Consider the following 21507-nt stretch of genomic DNA (forward strand, 5'->3'; position numbering starts at 1 on the left):
TTAGCGTCCCAGATAGACTTCAATCACCTGCTCGTTGGCCTGCACCTCACGCAGCGAGCCTTCCGCCAGCACTCGCCCCTGATGCAGAACGGTGACGTGATCGGCGATGGTTTCAACAAAGCCCATGTCGTGCTCGACCACCATCAGGGAGTGTTTCCCGGCAAGCGTGCGAAACAGCTCTGCTGAATATTCGGTTTCTGCATCCGTCATCCCGGCGGCAGGCTCATCGAGCAGCAGCAAGTGCGGCTCCTGTACCAGCAGCATGCCGATTTCCAGAAACTGCTTTTGCCCGTGAGAGAGCATCCCGGCGCGCCGGTCGCGCTCGGCGCTCAGGCGCAGCAGCGTTAACATCTCGTGGATACGGTCGCTCTGCTCTGACGTCAAACGCGCGCGCAGGCTGGCCCACACGGATTTGTCGCCTTTCATTGCCAGCTCCAGGTTTTCCCACACCGTCAGGGCTTCGAACACGGTCGGTTTCTGGAATTTGCGCCCGATCCCCTGACGTGCAATCGCCGCCGGATCGAGACCCGTTAAATCTATCGACTGATCGTAAATCGCCCGCCCGCTTTGTGGCCGCGTTTTGCCTGTAATCACGTCCATCAGCGTGGTTTTCCCCGCGCCGTTAGGCCCAATGACGCAGCGCAATTCACCCACGCCAATGTTGAGCGACAGATCCGTCAGCGCCTGAAAACCGTCGAAATTGACGTTAATCGACTCCAGCTGGAGCACCGGGTCAGTCTGATCGCGAAAGCGGTCGCCGGGCAACTGCCGGGTAAAGAGTCCTTCGGCTGGCTGCATTATTTCTCTCCCTTACGAAAAAGCCCGTAGACGCCGCGCGGTAAAAAGAGCGTGACGGCGATAAAAATTCCGCCGAGAAACAGCTGCCAGTATTCCGGCATCGCCACGGTGAAATAGCTTTTCGCACCGTTGACCAGCGCCGCGCCAATCACCGGGCCGACCAGCGTTCCTCGCCCACCGAGAGCCACCCAAATGGCGGCTTCAATAGAGTTAGTTGGCGACATTTCGCCGGGATTGATAATCCCCACCTGCGGAACGTAAAGCGCCCCGGCAAGCCCACACAGCACCGCCGAAAGCGTCCAGACCAGCAGTTTGAAACCACGCGGATCGTAGCCGCAAAACGTCAGGCGGTTTTCCGCATCGCGCACCGCCGTCAGGATGCGGCCAAATTTGCTTTTCGCCAGCGCAAAACCGATGGCAAGCGAGGCCACCAGCAGGGCAACGGTCGCCAGGAACAGGGCGATACGCGTGGTGGTTGCCGTCACCGAAAAGCCCAGCAGCGTGGTAAAACCGGTAAAGCCATTGTTGCCACCAAAGCCGGTTTCATTGCGAAAGAACAGGAGCATACCTGCGTAGGTCAGCGCCTGGGTCATGATCGAAAAATAGACCCCTTTGATTTTTGAGCGAAAGGCAAACCAGCCGAAGATCAGCGCCAGCAGGCCGGGGATCATCACCACCAGCAGCATCGCCCAGGCAAAATGCTGTGTGCCCCACCAGAACCACGGCAGTTCGCTCCAGGAGAGAAACGACATAAACGCCGGGAGGCTTTCGCCCGACGCCTGACGCATCAGGTACATCCCCATCGCATACCCGCCGAGAGCAAAGAAAATACCGTGCCCCAGAGACAGCATTCCGGCATAACCCCAGACCAGGTCGAGGGCGACGGCAACGATCGCATAGCAGAGGATCTTCCCGACAAGCGTCAGCATCCAGGTCGAGACCGCCAGCGGATGGCTGGCCGGCAGCAGCGCCAGAAACGGCAGGACCAGCAAAATGGCAAGCATCAGGCTGCCAAAAAGCGGGATAAAGCGTGGCGCTTTTCGCGCCAGGGTTAACGTCAGCGGCTGGCTCATCAGTCTGTCACCCTCCCTTTAAGTGCAAACAACCCCTGAGGACGTTTCTGAATAAACAGAATGATCGCCACCAGAATCAGGATTTTGCCGAGCACGGCACCCATTTGCGGTTCAAGAATTTTGTTGAAGATCCCGAGGCCAAATGCCGCGGCCACGCTGCCTGCCAGCTGGCCGACACCGCCCAGCACCACCACGAGGAACGAATCGATGATGTAACCCTGTCCGAGTTCCGGCCCGACGTTACCGAGCTGCGACAGCGCCACGCCTCCCAATCCCGCGATCCCCGATCCCAGACCAAACGCCAGCATATCGACGCGCCCGGTCGGCACCCCGCAGCAGGCAGCCATACTGCGGTTTTGCGTCACCGCCCGCACGTTTAGCCCCAGGCGGGTTTTGTTGAGGATAAGCCAGGTGAAGAACAGGACCAGCAGCACAAATCCCAGCACCACCAGACGGTTCCACGGCAGGATCAGATTGGCAAACACCTGCACGCCCCCGACAGCCACGCCGGGTTAGCCACTTCCAGGTTCTGCGCGCCAAAGGTCATGCGCACAATCTGGATAATCATCAGGCTGATACCCCAGGTCGCGAGCAGCGTTTCCAGCGGTCGACCGTAGAGATGACGGATAATCGTGCGCTCCAGCGCCATACCGATCCCGGCAGTCACCAGGAAGGCCACCGGCAGCGCCACCACCGGGTAAAATGCCAGCCACTGGGGCATAAACTGCGCCATCATTTGCTGAACCATCCACGTGCAGTAGGCGCCCAGCATCAACATTTCGCCGTGCGCCATATTGATCACCCCCAGCAAGCCGTAGGTGATCGCAAGTCCCAGCGCCGCCAGCAGCAGTACGGACCCCAGCGACAACCCCATAAAGGCCTGCCCCAGCAGATCGCTTATCAGCAGACGATGCTGAATTTTGCTCAGGCTGTTTTCCGCCGCCTCGCGCACGCGGGCGTCGGGTTCCGTTTGGAGCTGGGTATAAGGCAACAGACGGGTCTGGGTTTCCGGATCGGCTGAGTGCCCCAGCAGCTCAACCGCCTGCAAACGCACCTCCGCCTGCGGGCTGACCAGCTGGAGATTTGCCAGCGCCACTTCCAGCGCCTGATGCACGCCGTCATCCTTCTCGACGAGCAGACGTTGCTGCAACATATTCAGCATGTCCGGCGTGGCATCGCGCTGCAACTGAAGCGCGGCACGTGCTCTTTGCGTGACGTTGTCACTGGCGAGCAGGTGCGTGGACAGTGCCGTCGACGCCAACACCCGCAGGCGGTTGGTCAGACGGACCGCTTTCGGCTCACCCGCCACCGTCGACGCCTCCCCCAGCGCGACCATCTCGCCGTTGACGCGGGCAAAAGCGTGCTTCTGCCCGTCAGCAAACAGGTTCTCTTTCTGTAGGGCCTGCAACAGCGGCAGGCGTTTGACATCCGGCGCGACGGCCCAGTGTTCCAGCAGTGCGGTTTGCTGGCTGCGGCTTGCGGCGACAAAGTTGTCCGCATCCGACGCCTGCGCCATCCCTGGCAGCAGACCGGCAAGCCAGACTATTGCGACGAACATTCGCATTACGCTCATGGCTTTTCTCCGTGCGATTAGGCTTAGTTACTGGCGGTTTTCATCGGCTGGTCGGGCTTTTTATCATTGCCCTGAATGAACGGGCTCCACGGCTGAGCGCGGACGGTTTTATCAGTCTGCCAGACGACGTTAAACTGGCCATCGCCTTCGATTTCGCCAATCATCACCGGCTTATGCAGATGGTGGTTGGTTTCATCCATGGTCAGCGTAAAGCCCGACGGCGCTTTGAAGGATTGCCCGGCCATGGCGGCACGCACTTTGTCCACGTCGGTGGTTCCGGCTTTCTCCACGGCCTGCGCCCACATATGAATGCCCACGTAGGTGGCTTCCATCGGATCGTTAGTCACTACCGTATCGGCGTTCGGCAGTTTGTGCGCTTTGGCGTAGGCTTTATAAGCAGCGACGAACGTCTGGTTGGTCGGGTTATCGACAGACTCGAAGTAGTTCCAGGCGGCAAGGTTGCCGACAAGTGGTTTAGCGTCGATGCCGCGCAGCTCCTCTTCACCCACGGAGAACGCCACCACCGGCACATCCGTCGCTTTCACGCCCTGGTTTGCCAGCTCTTTATAGAATGGAACGTTGGAGTCGCCGTTGATGGTGGAGACCACCGCCGTTTTGCCGCCAGCGGAGAATTTCTTGATATTGGCGACGATAGTCTGGTAATCGCTGTGACCAAACGGGGTGTAGACCTCTTCAATGTCTTTATCCTGAACCCCTTTGGAATGCAGGAAAGCGCGCAGGATTTTGTTGGTGGTGCGTGGGTAAACGTAGTCGGTCCCCAGCAGGAAGAAGCGTTTCGCACTCCCGCCATCCTCACCCATCAGATACTCGACAGCCGGAATGGCCTGCTGGTTGGGTGCCGCACCGGTATAAAACACGTTTGGCGACATCTCTTCGCCCTCATACTGCACCGGATAGAACAGCAGCCCGTTCAGCTCCTCGAAGACCGGTAATACCGATTTGCGCGATACAGAAGTCCAGCAGCCAAAGACCGCTGCGACTTTATCCTGGCTTAACAGCTGACGCGCTTTTTCCGCAAACAGCGGCCAGTTCGAGGCCGGGTCTACCACCACCGGTTCGAGCTTTTTACCCAGCACGCCGCCTTTGGCGTTGATTTCATCAATGGTCATCAGCGCCACGTCTTTCAGCGGCGTCTCTGAGATCGCCATCGTGCCGGAGAGCGAGTGCATGATCCCGATTTTAATCGTATCGGCAGCCTGCACGCCGAAACTCATCCCCATTGCGACAACGGAAGCAGACAGTGCGAAAGCTTTGATTAAGGTACGACGGTGCATATTTTCACTCCTGAAAAACAAGCTGTGCGAAAACGTCCGGTACTATCTGGACGCAGAATCAAACGTGTCATTTTCAGGAGAGCAAAAAGGATGCCAGGATGGAAAATCGCGGAATTTCAGGGGAGTAAAGGCAGTAAACGGCGGGAAACGACTCAGAATGGCACAGCGCTGCATTAATAAAGTGCAATGCTGTGCCCGAAGAATTACCAGACTTCGTCAGCGATCTGCGTCACCAGACGCACTTTGTCCCACTGCTGGGTTTCCGTCAGGGTGTTGCCCTCTTCGGTCGAGGCAAAACCGCACTGCGGGCTGAGGCAAATCTGCTCTTTTGCCACGTATTGCGCCGCCTCTTCCAGGCGCGCTTTTACCCCTTCCGGGTTTTCCAGTTCGCCATTTTTGGTGGTGATCAGGCCCAGCACCACCTGCTGCTTGCCGGGACGAACAAAGCGTAACGGCGCGAAATCACCGCTGCGGTCGTTGTCATATTCGAGGAAGAACGCGTCCACGTTGACGGAACCAAACAGCACTTCGGCCACCGGCTCATAACCGCCTTCGGAGATCCAGGTGGAGCGGAAATTACCGCGACAGACATGCAGACCGATCGTCAAATCATCCGGTTTGCCTTCCAGCGCTTTGTTCAGCACGCGGGCATAGGTACGGGCCAGTTGATCCGCATCGTCACCACGCTCTTTGATCTGGCGGCGCTGATCTTCAGAACAGAGATAGGCCCAGACCGTGTCGTCCAGCTGCAGATACCGGCAGCCCGCTTCATAAAATGCATGGATCGCATCACGCCAGGTGGTCGCCAGATCGTCGAAATAGGCGTCCAGTTCCGGGTAAACCGTCGCGTCGATATCTTTACGCCCGCCACGGAAATGCAGCACGCTCGGGCTTGGAATGGTCATTTTCGGCTGGACGTTGCCGCTGATGCTTTTCAGATAGCGGAAATCTTCCAGCATCGGATGGTCGCCAAAGCCCAGTTTGCCGGTAACGCGCACGCCGTGGGCCTTGGTCTGCACGCCGTTAAACTGGATGCCCTGGTTCGAATCATAGCGTTCCACGCCCTGTAAACCGTCGAAGAAATCAAAGTGCCACCAGGCGCGACGAAACTCACCGTCTGTCACCACGTGCAGGCCGCAGGCGCACTGCTGCTCCACCACCTGACGGATGGCGTCGTTTTCAACGGCACGCAGCTGACCGGCGTCAATCTCACCGCTGGCGAATTTCGCTCGCGCCTCTTTAATCGCATCGGGACGTAAAAAACTGCCTACCACATCTGCACGGTACGGGGCGTGTTGTCGTTGCATGATTCTCTCCTTTGCTGCCGGCAATTGATTGCCAACAGTGATAATTCAGTAATTGAACTTTTAGACTTCTGGATGGCTATATGTCCAAAAAGATGTCATAACCCCTGCGTTGCAGCAAACGAGAAAATTTCATGGCAGATGAATTTTTTTCATCTTCGGGTCAATCATCCGTGGCAAAGGCGAAGTTTTCATCTTCCCAACCTGTAATGCCGCCGATCATGATTTTGACCGGCAAGCCGAGACGGGAAAGCTTCAGCGCCGCCCGGTCTGCGCCGTTGCAGTGCGGTCCGGCGCAGTACACCACAAACAGGGTATCCTGCGGCCACTGCGCCATGGTTTCGGCGTTCATCGCCGACCAGGGCAAATGGATCGCCCCAGGCAGATGACGGCGGGCAAATTGCTCCGGGCGGCCCACGACGTGCAGCAGTACAAAATCCTGCTGGTGATGGGCTATGGCGTGATGCACGTCGGCGCAGTCTGTTTCCACGCTCAGACGGCGCAGAAAATGGGCGACAGACTCTTGTGGGTCGGCGGCGGGAAACTCAGTGACATAACTCATGGTACTTTCTCCTGTATGGCGTTTGTGTTAACAGTACGTTATCCAAAAATTGAGTCAGTGAATGCCTGCGGTTATGCCAGAAAACAGCAAAATGATGACAAACTTACGACAGGTCCCGCGCCCGCGGGTGGTTGCTCTGGCGTACGACGGTCTGTGTACTTTCGAGTTTGGCGTGGCGGTCGAGATTTTCGGCCTGCCGCGCCCGGAAATGGGCGATGACTGGTATCGGTTTAGCGTGGCTTCCGTGGAGCAAGGCGAGCTGCGGGCAACGGGCGGGATCAGAATGGTGGCAGACGGTGATTTAACACTTCTGGAGCAGGCAGACCTGATTATCGTTCCCGGCTGGCGCGGTGTAGAGGAAACCGTTCCGCCCGCACTGTGCGAGGCGCTTCTCCGTGCCCACGCGCGCGGTTGCCATCTGCTCTCAATCTGTTCCGGCGTGTTCGTGCTGGCCGCAGCGGGCGTACTTGACGGGCGAAAAGCCACCACGCACTGGCGCTATACAGAGACACTGAAAACGCGCTTTCCGGCAATTGAGGTGATTGAAGATGTGCTTTACCAGGACGAAGGGACAATTCTCACCTCGGCGGGCAGCGCCGCCGGAATCGATCTGTGCCTGCACGTCGTCCGGCGTGATTATGGGATGGACGCCGCGAACCGCGTGGCGCACCGTCTGGTGATTCAGCCGCATCGCGATGGTGCACAAACGCAGCAGGTGAGCCGTCCGGTCGCGGTATTGCGGGAGAGCCAGCGATTCGGACAGCTGTTTGATTTTCTGCATCAGCAGCTGACGGTGAACCACAGCGTGAGTTCCCTGGCGCGTCGTGTGGGAATGAGTGAGCGTACCTTTTTGCGCCGTTTTGCGAATGCCACGGGAACCACGCCTGCGCGCTGGCTGCTGAATGAACGGCTGCTGCGGGCAAAGGAGTTTCTGGAAAATAGCCGCTTAAGTATCGACAGCATCGCAGAGCAAACCGGTTTCGGCCATTCCGCCACCCTGCGCCACCATTTTCGCCAGCAGTATGATCTTTCGCCTGCGCAATACAGAAAAGAGTATTTATCCCGCCAGTGTCATGCAGATATTCGCTGAATTTAACGCAAAAAAAAACCGCCATAATCTGGCGGTAAATGCTTGCATGGATAGATTTGTATTTTGGTATCTACGTCCGGTATTCCATAACCGGTAGCGGATCGCACAATAAACTACCATTCGCGACATAAACGAATATTAAACAAACGTCATCCGGCATTATCACGACTGGGCATTATTCGCCGCTGTACTGATTTGCAGATACTTCATCAGCCCCTGGCTGGCGCTTTGAATGGCGTTATCGTTAACCGCTTCAAGGTAAAATGCGCGTGATACGCCATAGGGTGCCTGATCAGCGGGATAGACAGCGTATTCGAAGTTTTTGCTTTTCGCTATGTTGTGGCATTCCAAATGCCACTGCTGGCCCTTCACCTGCGTGCTGTTGCAGGATACGCGGCCATAATCGCTGGTGAGATATGAACTGACTCGGGTTTCAGCAGCTTGCAGATAATCGGGTTTATCGTGGAAGTGCGCGTAACCCATATAGGCAGCGCCAACAATTGCGACAGCAATACCGAAGGCGGAAAGAGAGAATGCTTTTGTCATTTGATCGACCTGGTCCATAGTCAAAACATTATTATATCGGATTCTTCTCAATCTTCTAGCGCCTATTATTCAGAGGGCATCACCTCGCTAAAATACCCTTTAAAGGTCAGGTCTTTTATTAGACTTGACACAAACCAGTTGTAAAAACTGACAAACTCTTTTCGTTAGTTTGAATATCCGAATAATAACCCGACGCAACTATTGGCATAGTAGCCGCAAATATTACGCGGTGGTGATGAAATGGTTAAAACGTGTTTATCAATCGTACTGCTGACCTGCGCGTTGTTTTCGGGTCAGTTAATGGCGGGGCATAAAGGCCATGAATATCTGTTGGTACAGAATGCCGACCATCAGTTGCGTCATAGCGCGGACAGCGACGAACTGCGGTATGTGGCGGAGGAGTCTGCGGAGGGTTTGCGCGAGCACCATCACTGGCAAAAATCGCGCAAACCGGAGACCCATTTTCGCTGATTAAATCCCTTTACGCTTCGGCAGGGTTTTCATCAGATCTTCCGGGCTGACAGATGCCACCACGCTACCCGGCTGTGGCATCTTAAAGATGTGATTTTTCATCTTACCAATGACGTGCATTTCACACGGACGGCAGTCAAATTTCAGCGTTAACACTTCGTCTCCGTTCACCAGCTGCATTGGCGTTGCTTTCCAGCTTTTGATGCTGCCTTTCGCCTGTTTCGGACACAGGTTAAAGGCGAAGCGCAGGCAGTGTTTAGTGATCATCACCGGCACATCGCCCTTCTCTTCATGCGCTTCATAGGCCGCGTCGATCAGCTGTACGCCATAGCGATGGTAGAACGCCCGCGCTTTGTGGTTGTAGACGTTAGCAAGGAACGACAGATGGGTGTCCGGATAGACCGGCGCAGGCACAGAAACCGCTTTACGGCTGCCGCGCGGATAGTTTGCCAGACGCGCGTCATCCAGCATCTCTGCCGTTTCGCGACGGAACGCGTTCAACAGGCTGTTCGGGACAAACAGCGCGGAGGGCAGGTTCACCTGAATATCCCGCGCGTAGTAGATTGTCTGCCCGAGCTTCGCCACGCCCTCTTTCAGGCTGTTCAGCGCTTTTTCGGCGTTATTCGCCTCTTCAAACTGACCGTCCAGAGTATGGGTCACGCTCACGCCATCTTCGCTGGTCATGGTCAGGATCAGCTGCTCTTCCCAGCCGCCCAGTTCGATATCCACGGCGATGCGACGTTCGCTGGAGGTTTTCAGCAGCGCCTGCTGCCAGTTGTGGTCCAGGTTGCGATTGAGCGCCGCATTAGGACGGGCTTTGTAGAGATCGGCAGGCATTTCATTTGGCCAGACGCGATACTGATTTTCGCCGGTTTTCTCCACCGTATTAGCGCGGAAACCAACAATTTCACGTTTGATCATCACATTCAGACCGTCGCCGTTGGCGAGCGTTTCGGTCACTTTCACGTCGAGATGATCTTTCGCGACTTTTAGCACTTCTCCCACCGGCAGACCGATAAATTTCGGTGAATCGAACGCGCCGATATCGCCTTTTCGCGCATTCACGAAGTAGTCTGTGCTGCCACGGTGGAAGGTTTTATCCGTCGACGGGATAAAGAAATGCTCGGTACGCCCGGCAGACGCGCGCGCCAGATCGCCGCGATCGTCAATGATGGCATCCAGCATCTGGCGGTAGTGCGCGGTGATATTTTTCACGTAGCTCATGTCTTTGTAGCGCCCTTCAATTTTGAAGGAGCGCACACCAGCGTCGATCAGCGCCGCCAGGTTGGCGGTCTGGTCGTTATCTTTCATCGACAGAAGGTGTTTTTCGAATGCCACTACGCGGCCCTGATCGTCTTTCAGGGTGTACGGCAGACGGCACGCCTGAGAGCAGTCACCGCGGTTCGCGCTGCGCCCGGTCTGCGCGTGGGAAATGTTGCACTGGCCGGAATAGGCCACGCACAGCGCGCCGTGAATGAAGAATTCAATGGTGGCGTCGGTGGCCTGGTGAATATCGCGGATCTGGTTCAGATTCAGTTCGCGCGCCAGCACGATCTGGGTAAAACCGACGTCAGAGAGAAACTTCGCTTTTTCAACCGTGCGGATATCGCACTGAGTGCTGGCATGCAGCTCAATCGGCGGTATGTCCAGCTCAAGCACACCCATGTCCTGCACGATCAGGGCATCAACGCCGGTCTGGTACAGATCGGTAATCAGACGCTGGGCAGGCTCAAGTTCATCATCATGAAGAATGGTGTTCAGGGTCACGAACACTTTGGCACCGAAACGGTGGGCAAACGGCACCAGCTCGGCGATATCGCGCAGGCTGTTGCTGGCATTATGGCGAGCGCCAAAGCCCGGGCCGCCGATATAGACCGCGTCCGCACCGTGCAGGATCGCCTCACGCGCGATGGAGGCGTCACGGGCCGGGCTTAAGAGTTCAAGATGATGGGATTGCAGGCGCATACTTCGTCGTTATCCGTTATGGTCAAAATGGCGGCTATTGTAGTCAGAAGTCTACGACAGCGAAACCGTTTTGCGTACCTTTAGCGGGGATAATGTATCAACGAATGAAAGTGCACGGTCTGCCCGCTGCTATTGCGGTAGGCATGGGGTTTATCGCCCGCAAAACGCACGCCGGAATCGGGTAAAATCGTGCGCCAGATACCGTCGATACACATCTCCAGTTCGCCACTGATCACCACCACATGTTCAATCACACCCGCTTCGTGCGGCGTCGATTCACTGAGTGCGCCCGGCGCCAGGGTGATCGAAAAATGGTCAAACTTTAGCGTTTCGTCCCACGGGAAAAGCGGCTTGACCACCATCGCCTGCTGCTGCGGGTCAAAGACGGGCTGCGGGTGCGTTTCCGGTGTAATAAAGGCGGAGAAAGGGACGTTCAGGCCGGTGGCGATTTTCCACAGGGTCGAAACCGTCGGGCTGGACTCGTTGCGCTCGATTTGCCCGAGCATCGCTTTCGATACGCCTGTCTCGTCCGCCAGCTTCGACAAACTCCAGCCACGCGCCTGACGCTCGTTTTTCAGCGTTGACGCCAGATGTTCAGTGATATTCATAGATCCTCCCGTTGCCGGGAGTGTACCACTTGTACGCTATAGCGCACAGTGCTACATTCCCACGGACGCTATAACGCACAATGGAGTCTTTATGCGCCCTTCCTCCTCACTTTTTCCGGCGGTGCTGGCCGGTTTCGTCGCCGTGCTGGTGGGCTACGCCAGCTCTGCCGCTATCATCTGGCAGGCTGCGGCCGCAGCGGGCGCCACGCCCCAACAGATTGCAGGCTGGATGACCGCACTCGGCATCGGGATGGGGGTAAGCACGCTCGCCCTCTCCCTGTGGTACAAATCGCCGGTGCTTACCGCCTGGTCCACGCCTGGCGCGGCGCTGCTGGCGACCAGCCTGCAGGGCGTCACCCTTGCCGAAACCATCGGCATTTTTATCTTCGCTAACGCGCTAATTCTGCTTTGCGGCGTGACGGGTCTGTTCGCCCGGCTGATGAAAATTATCCCACATACTCTCGCGGCGGCGATGCTCGCAGGTGTGCTGCTGCGCTTTGGCCTGCAGGCGTTCAGTCATCTTGAGGGCCATTTTCTGCTGTGTGGAAGCATGCTGCTGGCGTGGCTTATCGCAAAAGCCTTCGCGCCGCGCTATGCCATTGTCACCACACTGCTGGTCGGAAGCATGGCTGCCTGGGCGGGAGGTGACGTTGTCACGGATAATCTTGCTTTTCGCGTGGTGCTTCCGGAATTTATCGCGCCGAAGTTTACCTTCACCACGCTCGTCAGCATCGGCTTGCCTTTCTTTCTCGTGACCATGGCGTCGCAAAACGCGCCGGGTTTCGCCACCATGAAAGCCTCCGGATATCCGGTCGCGGTTTCGCCGCTGATCATTTTCACCGGCGCACTGGCCCTGCTGTTCTCGCCGTTTGGCGTCTTTTCCATCTGCATCGCGGCGATCACCGCCGCCATTTGTCAAAGCCCGGACGCGCATCCGGACGCCAACAAGCGCTGGCTGGCCGCGGCGGCGGCAGGCGTGTTTTATCTGCTGGCAGGCATTTTCGGCGGATCGATTACCGCGCTGATGGCGGCGCTGCCGCTCAGCTGGATCCAGACGCTGGCCGGGCTGGCGTTACTGGGCACCATCAGTGGCAGTCTGTATCAGGCGTTGCAGCATGAGGCGGAGCGCGATGCGGCCATCGTCACTTTTCTGGTGACCGCCAGCGGTGTAACACTGCTCGGGATTGGGTCGGCGTTCTGGGGGCTTATCGCGGGTGGGATCTGTTTTGTCGTGTTATCACGCTTTCGCCGCGCGTAGCTGCGAGGGGGTTAATCCGAGGGTCGCTTTAAAGCGATTGCTGAAATGGCTGGCCGAGCTAAACCCGCAGGCCAGCGCGATGTCGGTCAAAGGTTGCTGAGTGAACTGCACCAGATTCTTCGCCTTTTCCATACGCTGCTGCATGACGTACTGATGCGGCGCCATATTCATCGACTGGCGGAACATGCGGGCAAAGTGGTATTCGCTCAACGCCGCTACCGCAGCCAGTTCAGCCAGCGTTAACGCCTGGGAGAGATGGTTATTCACATACTCCAGTACGTTGCGCAGCACGTACGGCGACAGGCCGCCCGTGACGACGGGCAGCTTCCACTGCACGCTGGAATAGTTCTGGATCAAATGGGTCAACAACAAGGTGCTGGCGGTGCTGAGCGTCAGCTGGTTGGCCTGCTGCTGCCAGTCGCAGCCGAGCAAAAACTGGCGATAAAGCATCGCGATTTTAGGATCGCTGGCGAAGGTTTTTTCATCCAGCGCGATCGCCGCCGGGCTTTTATCCCAGATCTTCTCCCCCAGTTCGCGCAGGTGCTCGTCAGTGCAGTAGAGATGCACAAAGGATAAATCGTCGCGGATGTCCCAGCTCGACTCGCTCTCTTTTGGCATCAGGCAAAAACGGTCCGGCCCGCCGCCGTTTTTCCAGCCGCTGGCCGTTTTGTGGTAACTCTCGTAGCCGTCCGCCACATACAGGCTCAGGGTGTGGTGGTTACTTTTTACCGTCACCGTATCGTGCTTGTTGTACCACGCCGCCAGCTGGATGCCCGAATTGAGGGCAACCGTCTCCCGCAGCACGGCGTTCTGTTGGCGAAGGGTTTCAAAGGTGTCGTAAGCGTGAGACATAACCGTAACTGACAAGTAAACAGATCGACAGTCTAAGAAGTGTTGCCCCGCGATACCAGTCATGGGGAAACAAAAAAGCGCAAGAATTTGCAAGTGAGCCGCAAGTGGCTGAAAGCGCGCCGGTTCAGTTCCGGTCACACTTCACTTTTACCCTTTGATAAGAGAGAACGATGAACGCACTTCTGTATGGGCTGGTGGTGGTGATCTGGGGGACGACCTGGATTGCGATTTTCCTGCAACAAGGACCGGTTGCCGCGCCGGTGTCCATTTTCTGGCGCTTTGCCGTGGCGAGCGCCGCGATGATGCTGGTCCTGCTGGCGCTGGGGCGTCTGCGTAAACTGGCGGTGCGCGATCATCTGTTCTGTATGGTTCAGGGCTGCTGCGTGTTTTGCTTCAACTTCTGGTGTTTTTACACAGCGGCGAAGTTTATCAATACCGGGCTGGAGTCGGTCATTTTCTCGATGGCGGTGCTGTATAACGCCATCAACAGCTTTATTTTCTTCGGCCAGCGTCCACCGGCACGTTTCTGGGCCGCCGCGATCCTCGGGCTGCTTGGCATCATCACCCTCTTCTGGGACGATTTGCTGGCCAGCGGCTGGAGCCACGAACTGCTGCTGGGTATCGGCCTGTCAGCGCTTGGAACCTACGGTTTCTCGCTGGGCAATATGATCAGCCTTCGCCATCAGCGTAACGGCCTGGAAACCATGACCACCAACGCCTGGGCGATGACCTACGGTACGCTGGTGATGGGTGCGATTGCGCTGGTGCGCGGCGACAGCTTTGTCCCCGAGTGGACCATGAGCTACATCGGTGCGCTGCTGTATCTGGCGATCTTTGGATCTGTGATTGCCTTTGGCGCGTACTTCACACTCGTCGGTCGCATCGGTGCAGGCAAAGCGGCCTACAGCACCCTGCTGTTCCCGCTGGTCGCGTTGTCGATTTCTACGGTGTATGAGGGCTACGTCTGGCACATGAACGCGGTGGCGGGATTACTGCTGATACTGACGGGGAACCTGGTGATGTTCACCCGACCGGAAACCTGGTTCAGGCGTCTGCGGATGGCATAAAAAAACCGGCGGTGTGAGGCCGCCGGTTTCAGATTATTTTTTGGTATTGTTCACATCAAACATGGTGGCATCCGTCGCCATGTCATCCACGACCTGTTTCAGCGTCGCCACGGTCATTGGTGCATTTTCGTTATTCAGCTCTTTCCCTTCGCCTTTACGAACTACTTTGATCACCGGTTTACCCGTTGAGGCGTCGATCAACTCACCTTCAAAGAAGAGATGGGTGTCCATCGTGCGGTGTCCTGTCGCCATTTGCGTACCCGCTACCACCAGCGCAACCGGCACCACTTCATAGAACTGCAGCCCTTCGCTCTTCGAACTCACACCCGTAATCGCGCCGCGGAAGATCAGACTACGTGGCCCTGGTGTTGTCACCAGCGGTTTCGTCTGGCCAATGGCCGCTTTCAATTTGGTATTGGTGTAGGCCAGCAGATCGTCCAGTAACTTTTGCCCTACCTGAGTAGTTGGTTTAGGCACCGGATAATAGGTGATTGGATTCCAGACAATATTATCGTAATTAGACGGTTTGTAGGATGGATCTACCCAGCGCAGCGTCGGTTTGCCCGTTGCTGACGTTGTCTGCTGCAAGCCTGAATAATCTTTCAAAAAGCCCGAATATTGATCGGGTTGCGCCACTTTGGACGCGCAGCCCGCTAAAACCAGCAGGCCAGAGAGCGCTGCAACTTTAAAAAAAGTCTGAGTACGCATGGTTGTGAATCCCTGTTATGTGCAGATATGCATATGAAGTTATAGCAAAAGAATCAGGGGTTTGTTGTGACAAAAAGGGTGCTGGCGGCACAATTCAAAAAACAAACTGCCCGGAATAGTCACGGGCAGTGATTTATGGTTATTTAATATCCACTTGCCAGAAGAGGTGTTTACCAAACGGATCGATTTCGTAACCCGTCACCTCTTTTCTCACCGGTTCGAAAATGGTGGAGTGCGCAATCATCACCGCAGGCATTTGATCGTGCATCATCTGCTGCGCCTCTTTGTACAGCGCCACGCGTTTCTCGTGATCGGTTATCGATTTCGCCTCGTTAATGATCTTATCAAACGGCTGATAGCACCATTTCGCCGAGTTCGAGCCGCCGTTGGCGGACGTACAGGTAAACAGCGGGCCGAAGAAGTTATCCGGGTCGCCCGTCGCCGTGGTCCAGCCCATCAGCGCCGCCTGGTGCTCACCGCCCTTCACACGCTTAAGGTATTCGCCCCACTCATAGGTGACGATTTTGGCCTGCACGCCGATTTTCGCCCAGTCAGCCTGAATCATTTCGGCCATCCGTCTGGCGTTCGGGTTATACGGGCGCTGCACCGGCATCGCCCACAGTTCAATACTCACGCCGTTGGCAAATCCCGCCTCTTTCAGCAGCGCTTTGGCCTTATCGGGGCTGTAGTCGTAATCCTTCAGATCACTGTCGGCGCTCCAGACGCCCGGAGGCAGGAGGTTTTTCGCTGCGGTTCCCGTGCCATGGAACACCGCGTCAATGATCGCCGGTTTGTTTATCGCCATCGCCAGCGCCTGACGCACTTTCACGTTATCCAGCGGCGGCTTTTGGGTGTTAAACGCCAGGAATCCAGTGTTTAGCCCCGCTTTGCTCATCAGGTTGATATCGCTGTTGGCCTTCATGCGCGGCAGATCGGCAGGATTTGGGAACGGCATCACCTGGCATTCGTTTTTCTCGATTTTAGCAAAACGCACGGAGGCGTCCGGCGTGATGCTAAACACCAGTCGGTCGAGTTTTGATTTGCCCTGCCAGTAGTCCGGGAACGCGGTGAAGAGGATGCGCGAATCTTTCTGGTACTGCGTCAGTTTAAACGGCCCGGTGCCTATTGGGTCCATATCCACTTTTTCCGGCGTACCCGCTTTGAGCATCGCGTCGGCGTATTCCGCGGATAGAATCGAGGCAAAATACCAGGCCAGATCGGCGACAAACGGGGCTTCCGGATGCGCCAGGGTAAAGCGCACGGTGTGGTCGTCCACCTTGTCGATAGCGGTAATCAGGCTGCCGAACTCCAGACTTTCAAAGTTGGAAAAGCTGCCGTTGGAGACGTTGTGGTACGGGTGGTTAACGTCTTTCTGCCGCATGAAGGAGAAAATCACATCATCGGCGTTAAAATCGCGCGTCGGTTTATAGAATTTATTGCTCTGGAATTTAACGCCCTTGCGCAGATGGAAGGTGTAGACCTTGCCGTCCTCGCTGACATCCCAGCTTTCGGCCAGGCTTGGCACCAGCTCCGTCGTGCCAGGTTTAAAATCGACCAGTCGGTTATAGACCGGTACGGCACTGGCATCCACACTGGTGCCAGAGGTGTATAACTGGGGATTAAAATTCTCCGGCGATCCTTCGGAGCAATACACCAGTGTCTTTGCCGCCACGGCGGAACTTACCGTTAATGCAGCAATTGCCAGGGTTAAGGTTGTCAGTTTGCTATTCATCGCATTTTCCTGTCTTTTTAATTCGACGGCTAATTAATTCTTTTGCCATTGCATAAATACCATTAAAGTGACAATGCAAACACCTGATAATACAAATAAAGAGAGAATCACTATGACGAATTCGCTTTCCAGTCAATTAACCCAACGCTTTTATCGCTACCTGGCCATCACCAGCCAGAGCGATCCGAAAAGCGCAACCCTCCCTTCCACACCAGGCCAGCACGAGATGGCGCGGGTGCTGGCAGAAGAGCTGGAATCACTGGGGTTGAGCGACATCGTGATCGACGAATTTGCCACGGTGACCGCCGTCAAAAAAGGCAATGTCAGCGGCGCTCCGCGCATTGGTTTTATTACCCATATTGATACGGTAGACGTGGGATTATCACCGGATATTCATCCGCAAATATTAACTTTTGCAGGAGAAGACCTCTGTCTGAATAAAGAGAAACAGATCTGGTTACGGGTGAATGAGCATCCAGAAATACTGGCTTATCCTGGCGAAGAGATTATTTTCAGCGACGGAACCAGCGTATTAGGCGCAGATAATAAAGCCGCAGTGACGGTGGTAATGACGGTTCTGGAAAACCTGACGGCAGAAGATCAGCACGGCGATATCGTGGTGGCGTTTGTGCCCGATGAAGAGATTGGCTTATGCGGGGCGAAAGCGCTGGATCTAAAACGTTTTGACGTTGATTTTGCCTGGACCATCGACTGCTGCGAAATCGGCGAGATTGTTTACGAGAACTTTAACGCGGCGGCGGCAGAAATCCGCTTTACCGGCGTAACCGCCCACCCCATGTCGGCGAAAGGCGTGCTGGTGAACCCGCTACTGATGGCGATGGACTACATCAGCCATTTCGATCGTCAGCAGACGCCGGAATGCACCGAGGGCCGCGAGGGGTATATCTGGTTTAACGGCATTCAGGCCGGGCAAAACGAGGCGGTACTGAAAGCCAATATCCGTGATTTCGACACAGCCAGTTTTGCCGCGCGCAAACAGCAGATCGCTGACGTTGCCGGTAAAATCGCCGCGCAACACCCTACCGCCCGCGTCGAGCATCACATTGAAGACACCTACAGCAATATCAGCAATGCGATTGGGGAAGATCGTCGTGCTATCGACCTGATGTTTGAGGCGATGACGTCGCTCGGCATCACGCCAAAACCGACGCCGATGCGCGGAGGCACCGATGGTGCGGCCCTGTCGGCGAAAGGACTGTTGACCCCGAACTTCTTCACCGGCGCGCATAACTTCCACTCGAAGTTTGAGTTTTTGCCGCTGTCGTCGTTCGAGGCCTCTTACAAAACGGCCCTGCAACTCTGCCTGCTGGCGGCGCGTTAGGCCGGTTTACGGGCAAGCAGTGTGGCGAAACGCAGTTTGATGCGGTTGCCATTGGCGTCGGTGCGGTGTAATTCACCGACGTCTTCATTATATTTCAGCAGTTCCCAGCCTTCGTAGTAGCGGCTCAGCTCGCCGCTTTTAAAGGCGAACGGGAAACCAACGGTGCACGGATAATCTTCCGTATCCATCGCCGCCACAATCAGGTTGTAACCGCCAGGCACCGTGCAGCGCTGCATGTTCGCAATCAGTCCTGGAATGGTTTTGGCTTCCAGGAACATCATCACCACGGTCGAGAGAATAAAATCGTACTCACCGTCAAAGCTCAGGCTGTTCAGATCCTGCACGGAAGCCTGCAGATTGACGATCCCTTCTTCCGCCTGGATGCGCGCGATGTTATCGATGCTCATCGGGTTTTTATCCCAGGCAGTTACGTCATAACCCTTCGCGGCCAGATACAGACTATTGCGACCATTGCCGCAGCCCAGATCCAGGGTTTTGCCGAGTTTGACGATCCCGGCGCTGTAAACCACATCCGAGTGGGTGCGGGTCAGGCCATATTTTTCCGTAAAATAGTTTTCATCAAAGTGAGTCATCTCTTTTCCTCAGCGTGCATAAGCGTGGCTTTATCTGAACGAACTAAAAGCTTTCCCTGCACCAGTAAAATGAAGGTGCGCACCAGTAAGAGCGCAATGATGCAGTTGGTAAAAATAAACAGCGGTACCGCAATGGCGTGGAAAAAGCCCGATGGACTGCTCTGCCCCAGATGCAGCCCGGTGGTAGCGAGCGCAGAAACGCCGAATGAGAAGCTCCAGAAGGAGGCGTTGAACGGCTGGGAGAGATACCAGGGCATCAGTCGCAGCATAAACAGCAGCTGCAACAGCCCGTAGCCAAACAGCATTTTGGCGAAGGTATCTGCCTCACCGCCGTTGACGCTAAACCAGGCGCTGCAGGCCACCAGCGCAGGCGCCAGCTGGATACCCAGAGAGGTGCGCAGCGCCGAGGGTAGCTCGCCAGAACTGCGCAGACGCTGCAATATCACCGGTTCAAGGCTCAGCCAGGAGAAAACGCCGGCACCCAAAAATACCAGCCCGGCATCGTGGAAACCGAGCGCGCCGCAGGCCATCGCGCTGATGAAGTTATTGGCGACCGTCGGAAGATACAGGCCCGGCGTGGTGGCCTCTTCGGGGTGTTTTCCCCGCCATAAACCGGCGCTTTGCCAGGCGGCATAGCTCAGCTGCACCACAACGCCGATACCAAACAGCACCAGCGAAACGGGTCGACACCAGGGGACAAAACCTATCGCCACCAGCAGTGTGGTGGCCGGAAACAGACTGACAAAACTGCTCATCAGCGGATGGCGCATCTCCGCAAGAACACTGTGCGGGAAGCGTACGGCGCGGGTAAGCATTGCCAGGGTCAGCAAACACCAGATGAGGATCGCCACCAGCACCAGAATCTCACCCGGCCAACGGGAAACCGGCCAGATCGTGCTGGCATAGCGCCACGCGAAACCCATGCCAATAGTCCCTAATACCATGCCAAAGTAACCGAACGGTAAGTTAAGAACCTGTTGGGATTTGTGTCTTTTATGCATTCATTTTAAAGTATAAATTATATTTGAAATGCTAGTTTAAGGGGTTTCAGACGCGGTTGCCAGCACTTCAGAAGGCGTAAAGTTTGCTACGGTTAGTAAAGACCCTTAGCCGAGATCATGAGATGCAAAAATACCGACTCAGCGACGAAACCCGCCTCCACCACTGGCAGAACGGCGAGACAAAAGCAGCCGTAAAGCTCCGGCAAATCATCGCCACACGAGATTTCAGCGATGTGACCGCCGGGACAAAAGGCGGCTGGCTGGAGGATGAAAGCGCCCTGTCCCATGACGGCAACTGCTGGGTTTATGATGAAAACAGCGTGGTTTTCGCACAGGCGCAAATTCGTGATAACGCGCGAATCACCCAGCATTGTGTGATCAGCCACGGCGCGAAAATAGCTGATAACAGCTGGGTCGACGGTTCACACATCAGCCATGGCGCACAGTTAAGTGACAACGTCACCGTTCAGTCTTCCGAAGTGCGCGGTATCTGCCATCTTTACGGCAATGCACGGATTCTGCATCAAAGCACTGTTATTGCAGCCCTTGGCCTGACGCCGGATCGTGAACAGGTTCTGAAAATTTACGATAACGCCACCGTCAGCCAGTCCAGAATTGTCCATCAGGCGCAGATTTACGGGGAGGCGATGGTCAATTTCGCCTTTATCGAGCATCGGGCCGAAGTGTTCGAGAATGCGCTCATCGAAGGCAACGATCTGAATAACGTTTGGGTCTGCGACTGCGCAAAAGTGTATGGCAATGCCCGGCTGGTTGCCGGCCATGAAGACGATGCGATTCCGACGCTACGCTACAGTTCGCAGGTGGCTGAAAACGCCGTGGTCGAGGGGAACGTGATCATCAAACATCATGTACTGATCGGCGGCCAGGCCTGGCTGCGCGGTGGTCCGATTCTGATTGATGATAAAGTGGTGATTCAGGGACGGGCGAGAATCAGCGGCGATGTGCTGATCGAACATCGTATTGAAATCACCGACGATGCGGTGATTGAGGCATTCGGTGGCGATAACATCCATTTACGCGGTGAGAAGGTGATCAACGGGAAACAGCGCATCACCCGTACCCCGCTGCTCGGCGCGCTATAGACGAATGATTTTGGCGTAGCTGTTTACATCCTGGAACTCGCCGTTTAAAAATTCGGCTTCTTTCAGGCAGCCTTCCAGCTCAAAACCATTGCGCACGGCTACGCTGTTGCTTTGCGCATTCGCCACACGACATTTGATGACGAAACGGCGGACTTCCCCGCGCTCAGCGTAGTAGCGCATAAACGCCTGCAACGCGTTTGACAAAATACCCTGCCCCTGGCTGCCTTTATCCAGCCAGTAGCCGATGTAACCCGTCTTATTCGTCGGCTCAATCGAGTTAAATGACAGCACACCTTTCAGGGTTTGATCCTGAAAAATCAGGAACATTTTCGCGTAACCACGCTGATGCAGCATGTGATTGCTGAGCACATTTTTGCGCGTGTCGTCTTCCGTTCCCACATACTGCGCCCAGTCAAAGGCGGTTTGTAGCCAGCTTTTATTTTTGACCACCAGATTGTGCAGTTCAGCGGTATAGCGCTCGTCGATGGCCCGCAGTTCGATGCGGTCGGTAACAGGAATGATTTCAGGGGTGTTAGCCGTCATGGGTCCTCACTTTCCCTCCCCCG

20 protein-coding genes and 1 pseudogene are annotated in these 21507 nt (G+C 55.9%); 6 read left to right on the forward strand and 15 right to left on the reverse strand.

Annotated elements, in window-relative coordinates:
• The 6 genes and pseudogenes from urtD to DAI21_RS15875 form a co-directional block, all read right to left on the reverse strand.
• Nucleotides 1-798, reverse strand: coding sequence for an urea ABC transporter ATP-binding protein UrtD (urtD, locus tag DAI21_RS15850; protein ID WP_107703587.1), 798 nt, complete (start codon nucleotides 796-798; stop codon nucleotides 1-3).
• The gene (gene urtC / locus DAI21_RS15855) at nucleotides 798-1871 is read right to left on the reverse strand and encodes an urea ABC transporter permease subunit UrtC (RefSeq protein WP_107703588.1); all 1074 of its coding nucleotides are present in this window, start codon (nucleotides 1869-1871) and stop codon (nucleotides 798-800) included. Before urtC ends, urtD begins: the two co-directional genes overlap by 1 nt.
• Nucleotides 1871-3444 (reverse strand): annotated as a pseudogene (urtB, locus tag DAI21_RS15860) (urea ABC transporter permease subunit UrtB). Before urtB ends, urtC begins: the two are co-directional and overlap by 1 nt.
• Before the next feature lie 23 nt (nucleotides 3445-3467).
• Complete coding sequence (gene urtA / locus DAI21_RS15865; protein ID WP_100780193.1) at nucleotides 3468-4739, reverse strand: urea ABC transporter substrate-binding protein; 1272 nt, start codon at nucleotides 4737-4739, stop codon at nucleotides 3468-3470.
• A 203-nt stretch (nucleotides 4740-4942) separates the two neighbouring features.
• Complete coding sequence (locus DAI21_RS15870; RefSeq protein ID WP_107703589.1) at nucleotides 4943-6046, reverse strand: cobalamin-independent methionine synthase II family protein; 1104 nt, start codon at nucleotides 6044-6046, stop codon at nucleotides 4943-4945.
• 160 nt (nucleotides 6047-6206) lie between these two features.
• Nucleotides 6207-6605: a rhodanese-like domain-containing protein gene (locus DAI21_RS15875; RefSeq protein WP_100780195.1), complete on the reverse strand. Its 399-nt coding sequence runs from the start codon at nucleotides 6603-6605 to the stop codon at nucleotides 6207-6209.
• Nucleotides 6606-6678: 73 nt separating this feature from the next.
• On the opposite strand from DAI21_RS15875, the gene ftrA reads away from it, so the two are divergent.
• Entirely contained in the window at nucleotides 6679-7695 is a 1017-nt protein-coding gene (ftrA, locus tag DAI21_RS15880) for a transcriptional regulator FtrA (RefSeq protein WP_107704271.1), read from the forward strand.
• Nucleotides 7696-7857: 162 nt separating this feature from the next.
• Here ftrA and DAI21_RS15885 read toward each other — a convergent pair whose 3' ends face one another.
• The gene (locus tag DAI21_RS15885; protein WP_107704272.1) at nucleotides 7858-8241 is read right to left on the reverse strand and encodes a hypothetical protein; all 384 of its coding nucleotides are present in this window, start codon (nucleotides 8239-8241) and stop codon (nucleotides 7858-7860) included.
• Between the two features lie 240 nt (nucleotides 8242-8481).
• On the opposite strand from DAI21_RS15885, the gene DAI21_RS15890 reads away from it, so the two are divergent.
• The gene (locus DAI21_RS15890; protein WP_102103699.1) at nucleotides 8482-8712 is read left to right on the forward strand and encodes a DUF2554 family protein; all 231 of its coding nucleotides are present in this window, start codon (nucleotides 8482-8484) and stop codon (nucleotides 8710-8712) included.
• On the opposite strand, the gene DAI21_RS15895 is transcribed toward DAI21_RS15890, so the two are convergent.
• Nucleotides 8713-10677 (reverse strand): U32 family peptidase, encoded by a 1965-nt coding sequence (locus tag DAI21_RS15895; protein WP_107703590.1) that lies wholly within the window; start codon nucleotides 10675-10677, stop codon nucleotides 8713-8715. It lies immediately after the preceding gene.
• Between the two features lie 80 nt (nucleotides 10678-10757).
• Complete coding sequence (locus DAI21_RS15900; protein ID WP_107703591.1) at nucleotides 10758-11285, reverse strand: helix-turn-helix domain-containing protein; 528 nt, start codon at nucleotides 11283-11285, stop codon at nucleotides 10758-10760.
• Between the two features lie 70 nt (nucleotides 11286-11355).
• On the opposite strand from DAI21_RS15900, the gene DAI21_RS15905 reads away from it, so the two are divergent.
• Nucleotides 11356-12543, forward strand: coding sequence for a benzoate/H(+) symporter BenE family transporter (locus DAI21_RS15905; protein WP_370447049.1), 1188 nt, complete (start codon nucleotides 11356-11358; stop codon nucleotides 12541-12543).
• On the opposite strand, the gene DAI21_RS15910 is transcribed toward DAI21_RS15905, so the two are convergent.
• Nucleotides 12523-13395, reverse strand: a complete 873-nt coding sequence (locus DAI21_RS15910) for a helix-turn-helix transcriptional regulator (protein ID WP_100780200.1) — start codon at nucleotides 13393-13395, stop codon at nucleotides 12523-12525. The genes DAI21_RS15905 and DAI21_RS15910 overlap by 21 nt on opposite strands.
• A 170-nt stretch (nucleotides 13396-13565) precedes the next feature.
• Between DAI21_RS15910 and DAI21_RS15915 the strand changes: the two genes are divergently transcribed.
• Nucleotides 13566-14462 carry a DMT family transporter gene (locus DAI21_RS15915; RefSeq protein WP_107703592.1) on the forward strand — a complete coding sequence of 299 codons (897 nt, stop codon included), beginning with the start codon at nucleotides 13566-13568 and terminating at the stop codon, nucleotides 14460-14462.
• Between the two features lie 33 nt (nucleotides 14463-14495).
• On the opposite strand, the gene DAI21_RS15920 is transcribed toward DAI21_RS15915, so the two are convergent.
• The gene (locus DAI21_RS15920) at nucleotides 14496-15170 is read right to left on the reverse strand and encodes a DUF3313 domain-containing protein (RefSeq protein ID WP_107703593.1); all 675 of its coding nucleotides are present in this window, start codon (nucleotides 15168-15170) and stop codon (nucleotides 14496-14498) included.
• A 139-nt stretch (nucleotides 15171-15309) separates the two neighbouring features.
• Complete coding sequence (locus DAI21_RS15925) at nucleotides 15310-16902, reverse strand: ABC transporter substrate-binding protein (RefSeq protein WP_107703594.1); 1593 nt, start codon at nucleotides 16900-16902, stop codon at nucleotides 15310-15312.
• A 112-nt stretch (nucleotides 16903-17014) separates the two neighbouring features.
• Here DAI21_RS15925 and pepT point away from each other — a divergent pair, with 112 nt between their 5' ends.
• Nucleotides 17015-18244 (forward strand): peptidase T, encoded by a 1230-nt coding sequence (gene pepT, locus DAI21_RS15930; RefSeq protein WP_107703595.1) that lies wholly within the window; start codon nucleotides 17015-17017, stop codon nucleotides 18242-18244.
• On the opposite strand, the gene tehB is transcribed toward pepT, so the two are convergent.
• Nucleotides 18241-18837: a tellurite resistance methyltransferase TehB gene (tehB, locus tag DAI21_RS15935; RefSeq protein WP_107703596.1), complete on the reverse strand. Its 597-nt coding sequence runs from the start codon at nucleotides 18835-18837 to the stop codon at nucleotides 18241-18243. The two genes, pepT and tehB, sit on opposite strands and share 4 nt — an antisense overlap.
• Nucleotides 18834-19838, reverse strand: coding sequence for a dicarboxylate transporter/tellurite-resistance protein TehA (tehA, locus tag DAI21_RS15940; protein WP_107703597.1), 1005 nt, complete (start codon nucleotides 19836-19838; stop codon nucleotides 18834-18836). Before tehA ends, tehB begins: the two co-directional genes overlap by 4 nt.
• Nucleotides 19839-19960: 122 nt before the next feature.
• Between tehA and ydcK the strand changes: the two genes are divergently transcribed.
• A complete protein-coding gene (gene ydcK / locus DAI21_RS15945) occupies nucleotides 19961-20941 on the forward strand; it encodes a YdcK family protein (RefSeq protein ID WP_107703598.1) in 981 nt (326 codons plus the stop codon).
• Here the strand turns inward: ydcK and rimL are convergent.
• Complete coding sequence (rimL, locus tag DAI21_RS15950) at nucleotides 20936-21484, reverse strand: 50S ribosomal protein L7/L12-serine acetyltransferase (protein ID WP_107703599.1); 549 nt, start codon at nucleotides 21482-21484, stop codon at nucleotides 20936-20938. The genes ydcK and rimL overlap by 6 nt on opposite strands.
• Nucleotides 21485-21507: the final 23 nt, after the last annotated feature.

The organism is Lelliottia sp. WB101, assembly GCF_003051885.1.
GTDB lineage: Bacteria > Pseudomonadota > Gammaproteobacteria > Enterobacterales > Enterobacteriaceae > Enterobacter > Enterobacter nimipressuralis.

Coding starts and splice junctions, on each gene's coding strand:
- DAI21_RS15920 (WP_107703593.1), bottom strand. CDS start 15,170: ATGCGTACTCAGACTTTTTTTAAAGTTGCAGCGCTCTCTGGCCTGCTG.
- pepT (WP_107703595.1), top strand. CDS start 17,015: ATGACGAATTCGCTTTCCAGTCAATTAACCCAACGCTTTTATCGCTAC.
- DAI21_RS15900 (WP_107703591.1), bottom strand. CDS start 11,285: ATGAATATCACTGAACATCTGGCGTCAACGCTGAAAAACGAGCGTCAG.
- tehA (WP_107703597.1), bottom strand. CDS start 19,838: ATGCATAAAAGACACAAATCCCAACAGGTTCTTAACTTACCGTTCGGT.
- DAI21_RS15915 (WP_107703592.1), top strand. CDS start 13,566: ATGAACGCACTTCTGTATGGGCTGGTGGTGGTGATCTGGGGGACGACC.
- urtC (WP_107703588.1), bottom strand. CDS start 1,871: ATGAGCCAGCCGCTGACGTTAACCCTGGCGCGAAAAGCGCCACGCTTT.
- DAI21_RS15910 (WP_100780200.1), bottom strand. CDS start 13,395: ATGTCTCACGCTTACGACACCTTTGAAACCCTTCGCCAACAGAACGCC.
- ftrA (WP_107704271.1), top strand. CDS start 6,679: ATGCCAGAAAACAGCAAAATGATGACAAACTTACGACAGGTCCCGCGC.
- DAI21_RS15890 (WP_102103699.1), top strand. CDS start 8,482: ATGGTTAAAACGTGTTTATCAATCGTACTGCTGACCTGCGCGTTGTTT.
- DAI21_RS15925 (WP_107703594.1), bottom strand. CDS start 16,902: ATGAATAGCAAACTGACAACCTTAACCCTGGCAATTGCTGCATTAACG.
- urtA (WP_100780193.1), bottom strand. CDS start 4,739: ATGCACCGTCGTACCTTAATCAAAGCTTTCGCACTGTCTGCTTCCGTT.
- rimL (WP_107703599.1), bottom strand. CDS start 21,484: ATGACGGCTAACACCCCTGAAATCATTCCTGTTACCGACCGCATCGAA.
- DAI21_RS15885 (WP_107704272.1), bottom strand. CDS start 8,241: ATGACAAAAGCATTCTCTCTTTCCGCCTTCGGTATTGCTGTCGCAATT.
- tehB (WP_107703596.1), bottom strand. CDS start 18,837: ATGACTCACTTTGATGAAAACTATTTTACGGAAAAATATGGCCTGACC.
- DAI21_RS15875 (WP_100780195.1), bottom strand. CDS start 6,605: ATGAGTTATGTCACTGAGTTTCCCGCCGCCGACCCACAAGAGTCTGTC.
- urtD (WP_107703587.1), bottom strand. CDS start 798: ATGCAGCCAGCCGAAGGACTCTTTACCCGGCAGTTGCCCGGCGACCGC.
- ydcK (WP_107703598.1), top strand. CDS start 19,961: ATGCAAAAATACCGACTCAGCGACGAAACCCGCCTCCACCACTGGCAG.
- DAI21_RS15870 (WP_107703589.1), bottom strand. CDS start 6,046: ATGCAACGACAACACGCCCCGTACCGTGCAGATGTGGTAGGCAGTTTT.
- DAI21_RS15895 (WP_107703590.1), bottom strand. CDS start 10,677: ATGCGCCTGCAATCCCATCATCTTGAACTCTTAAGCCCGGCCCGTGAC.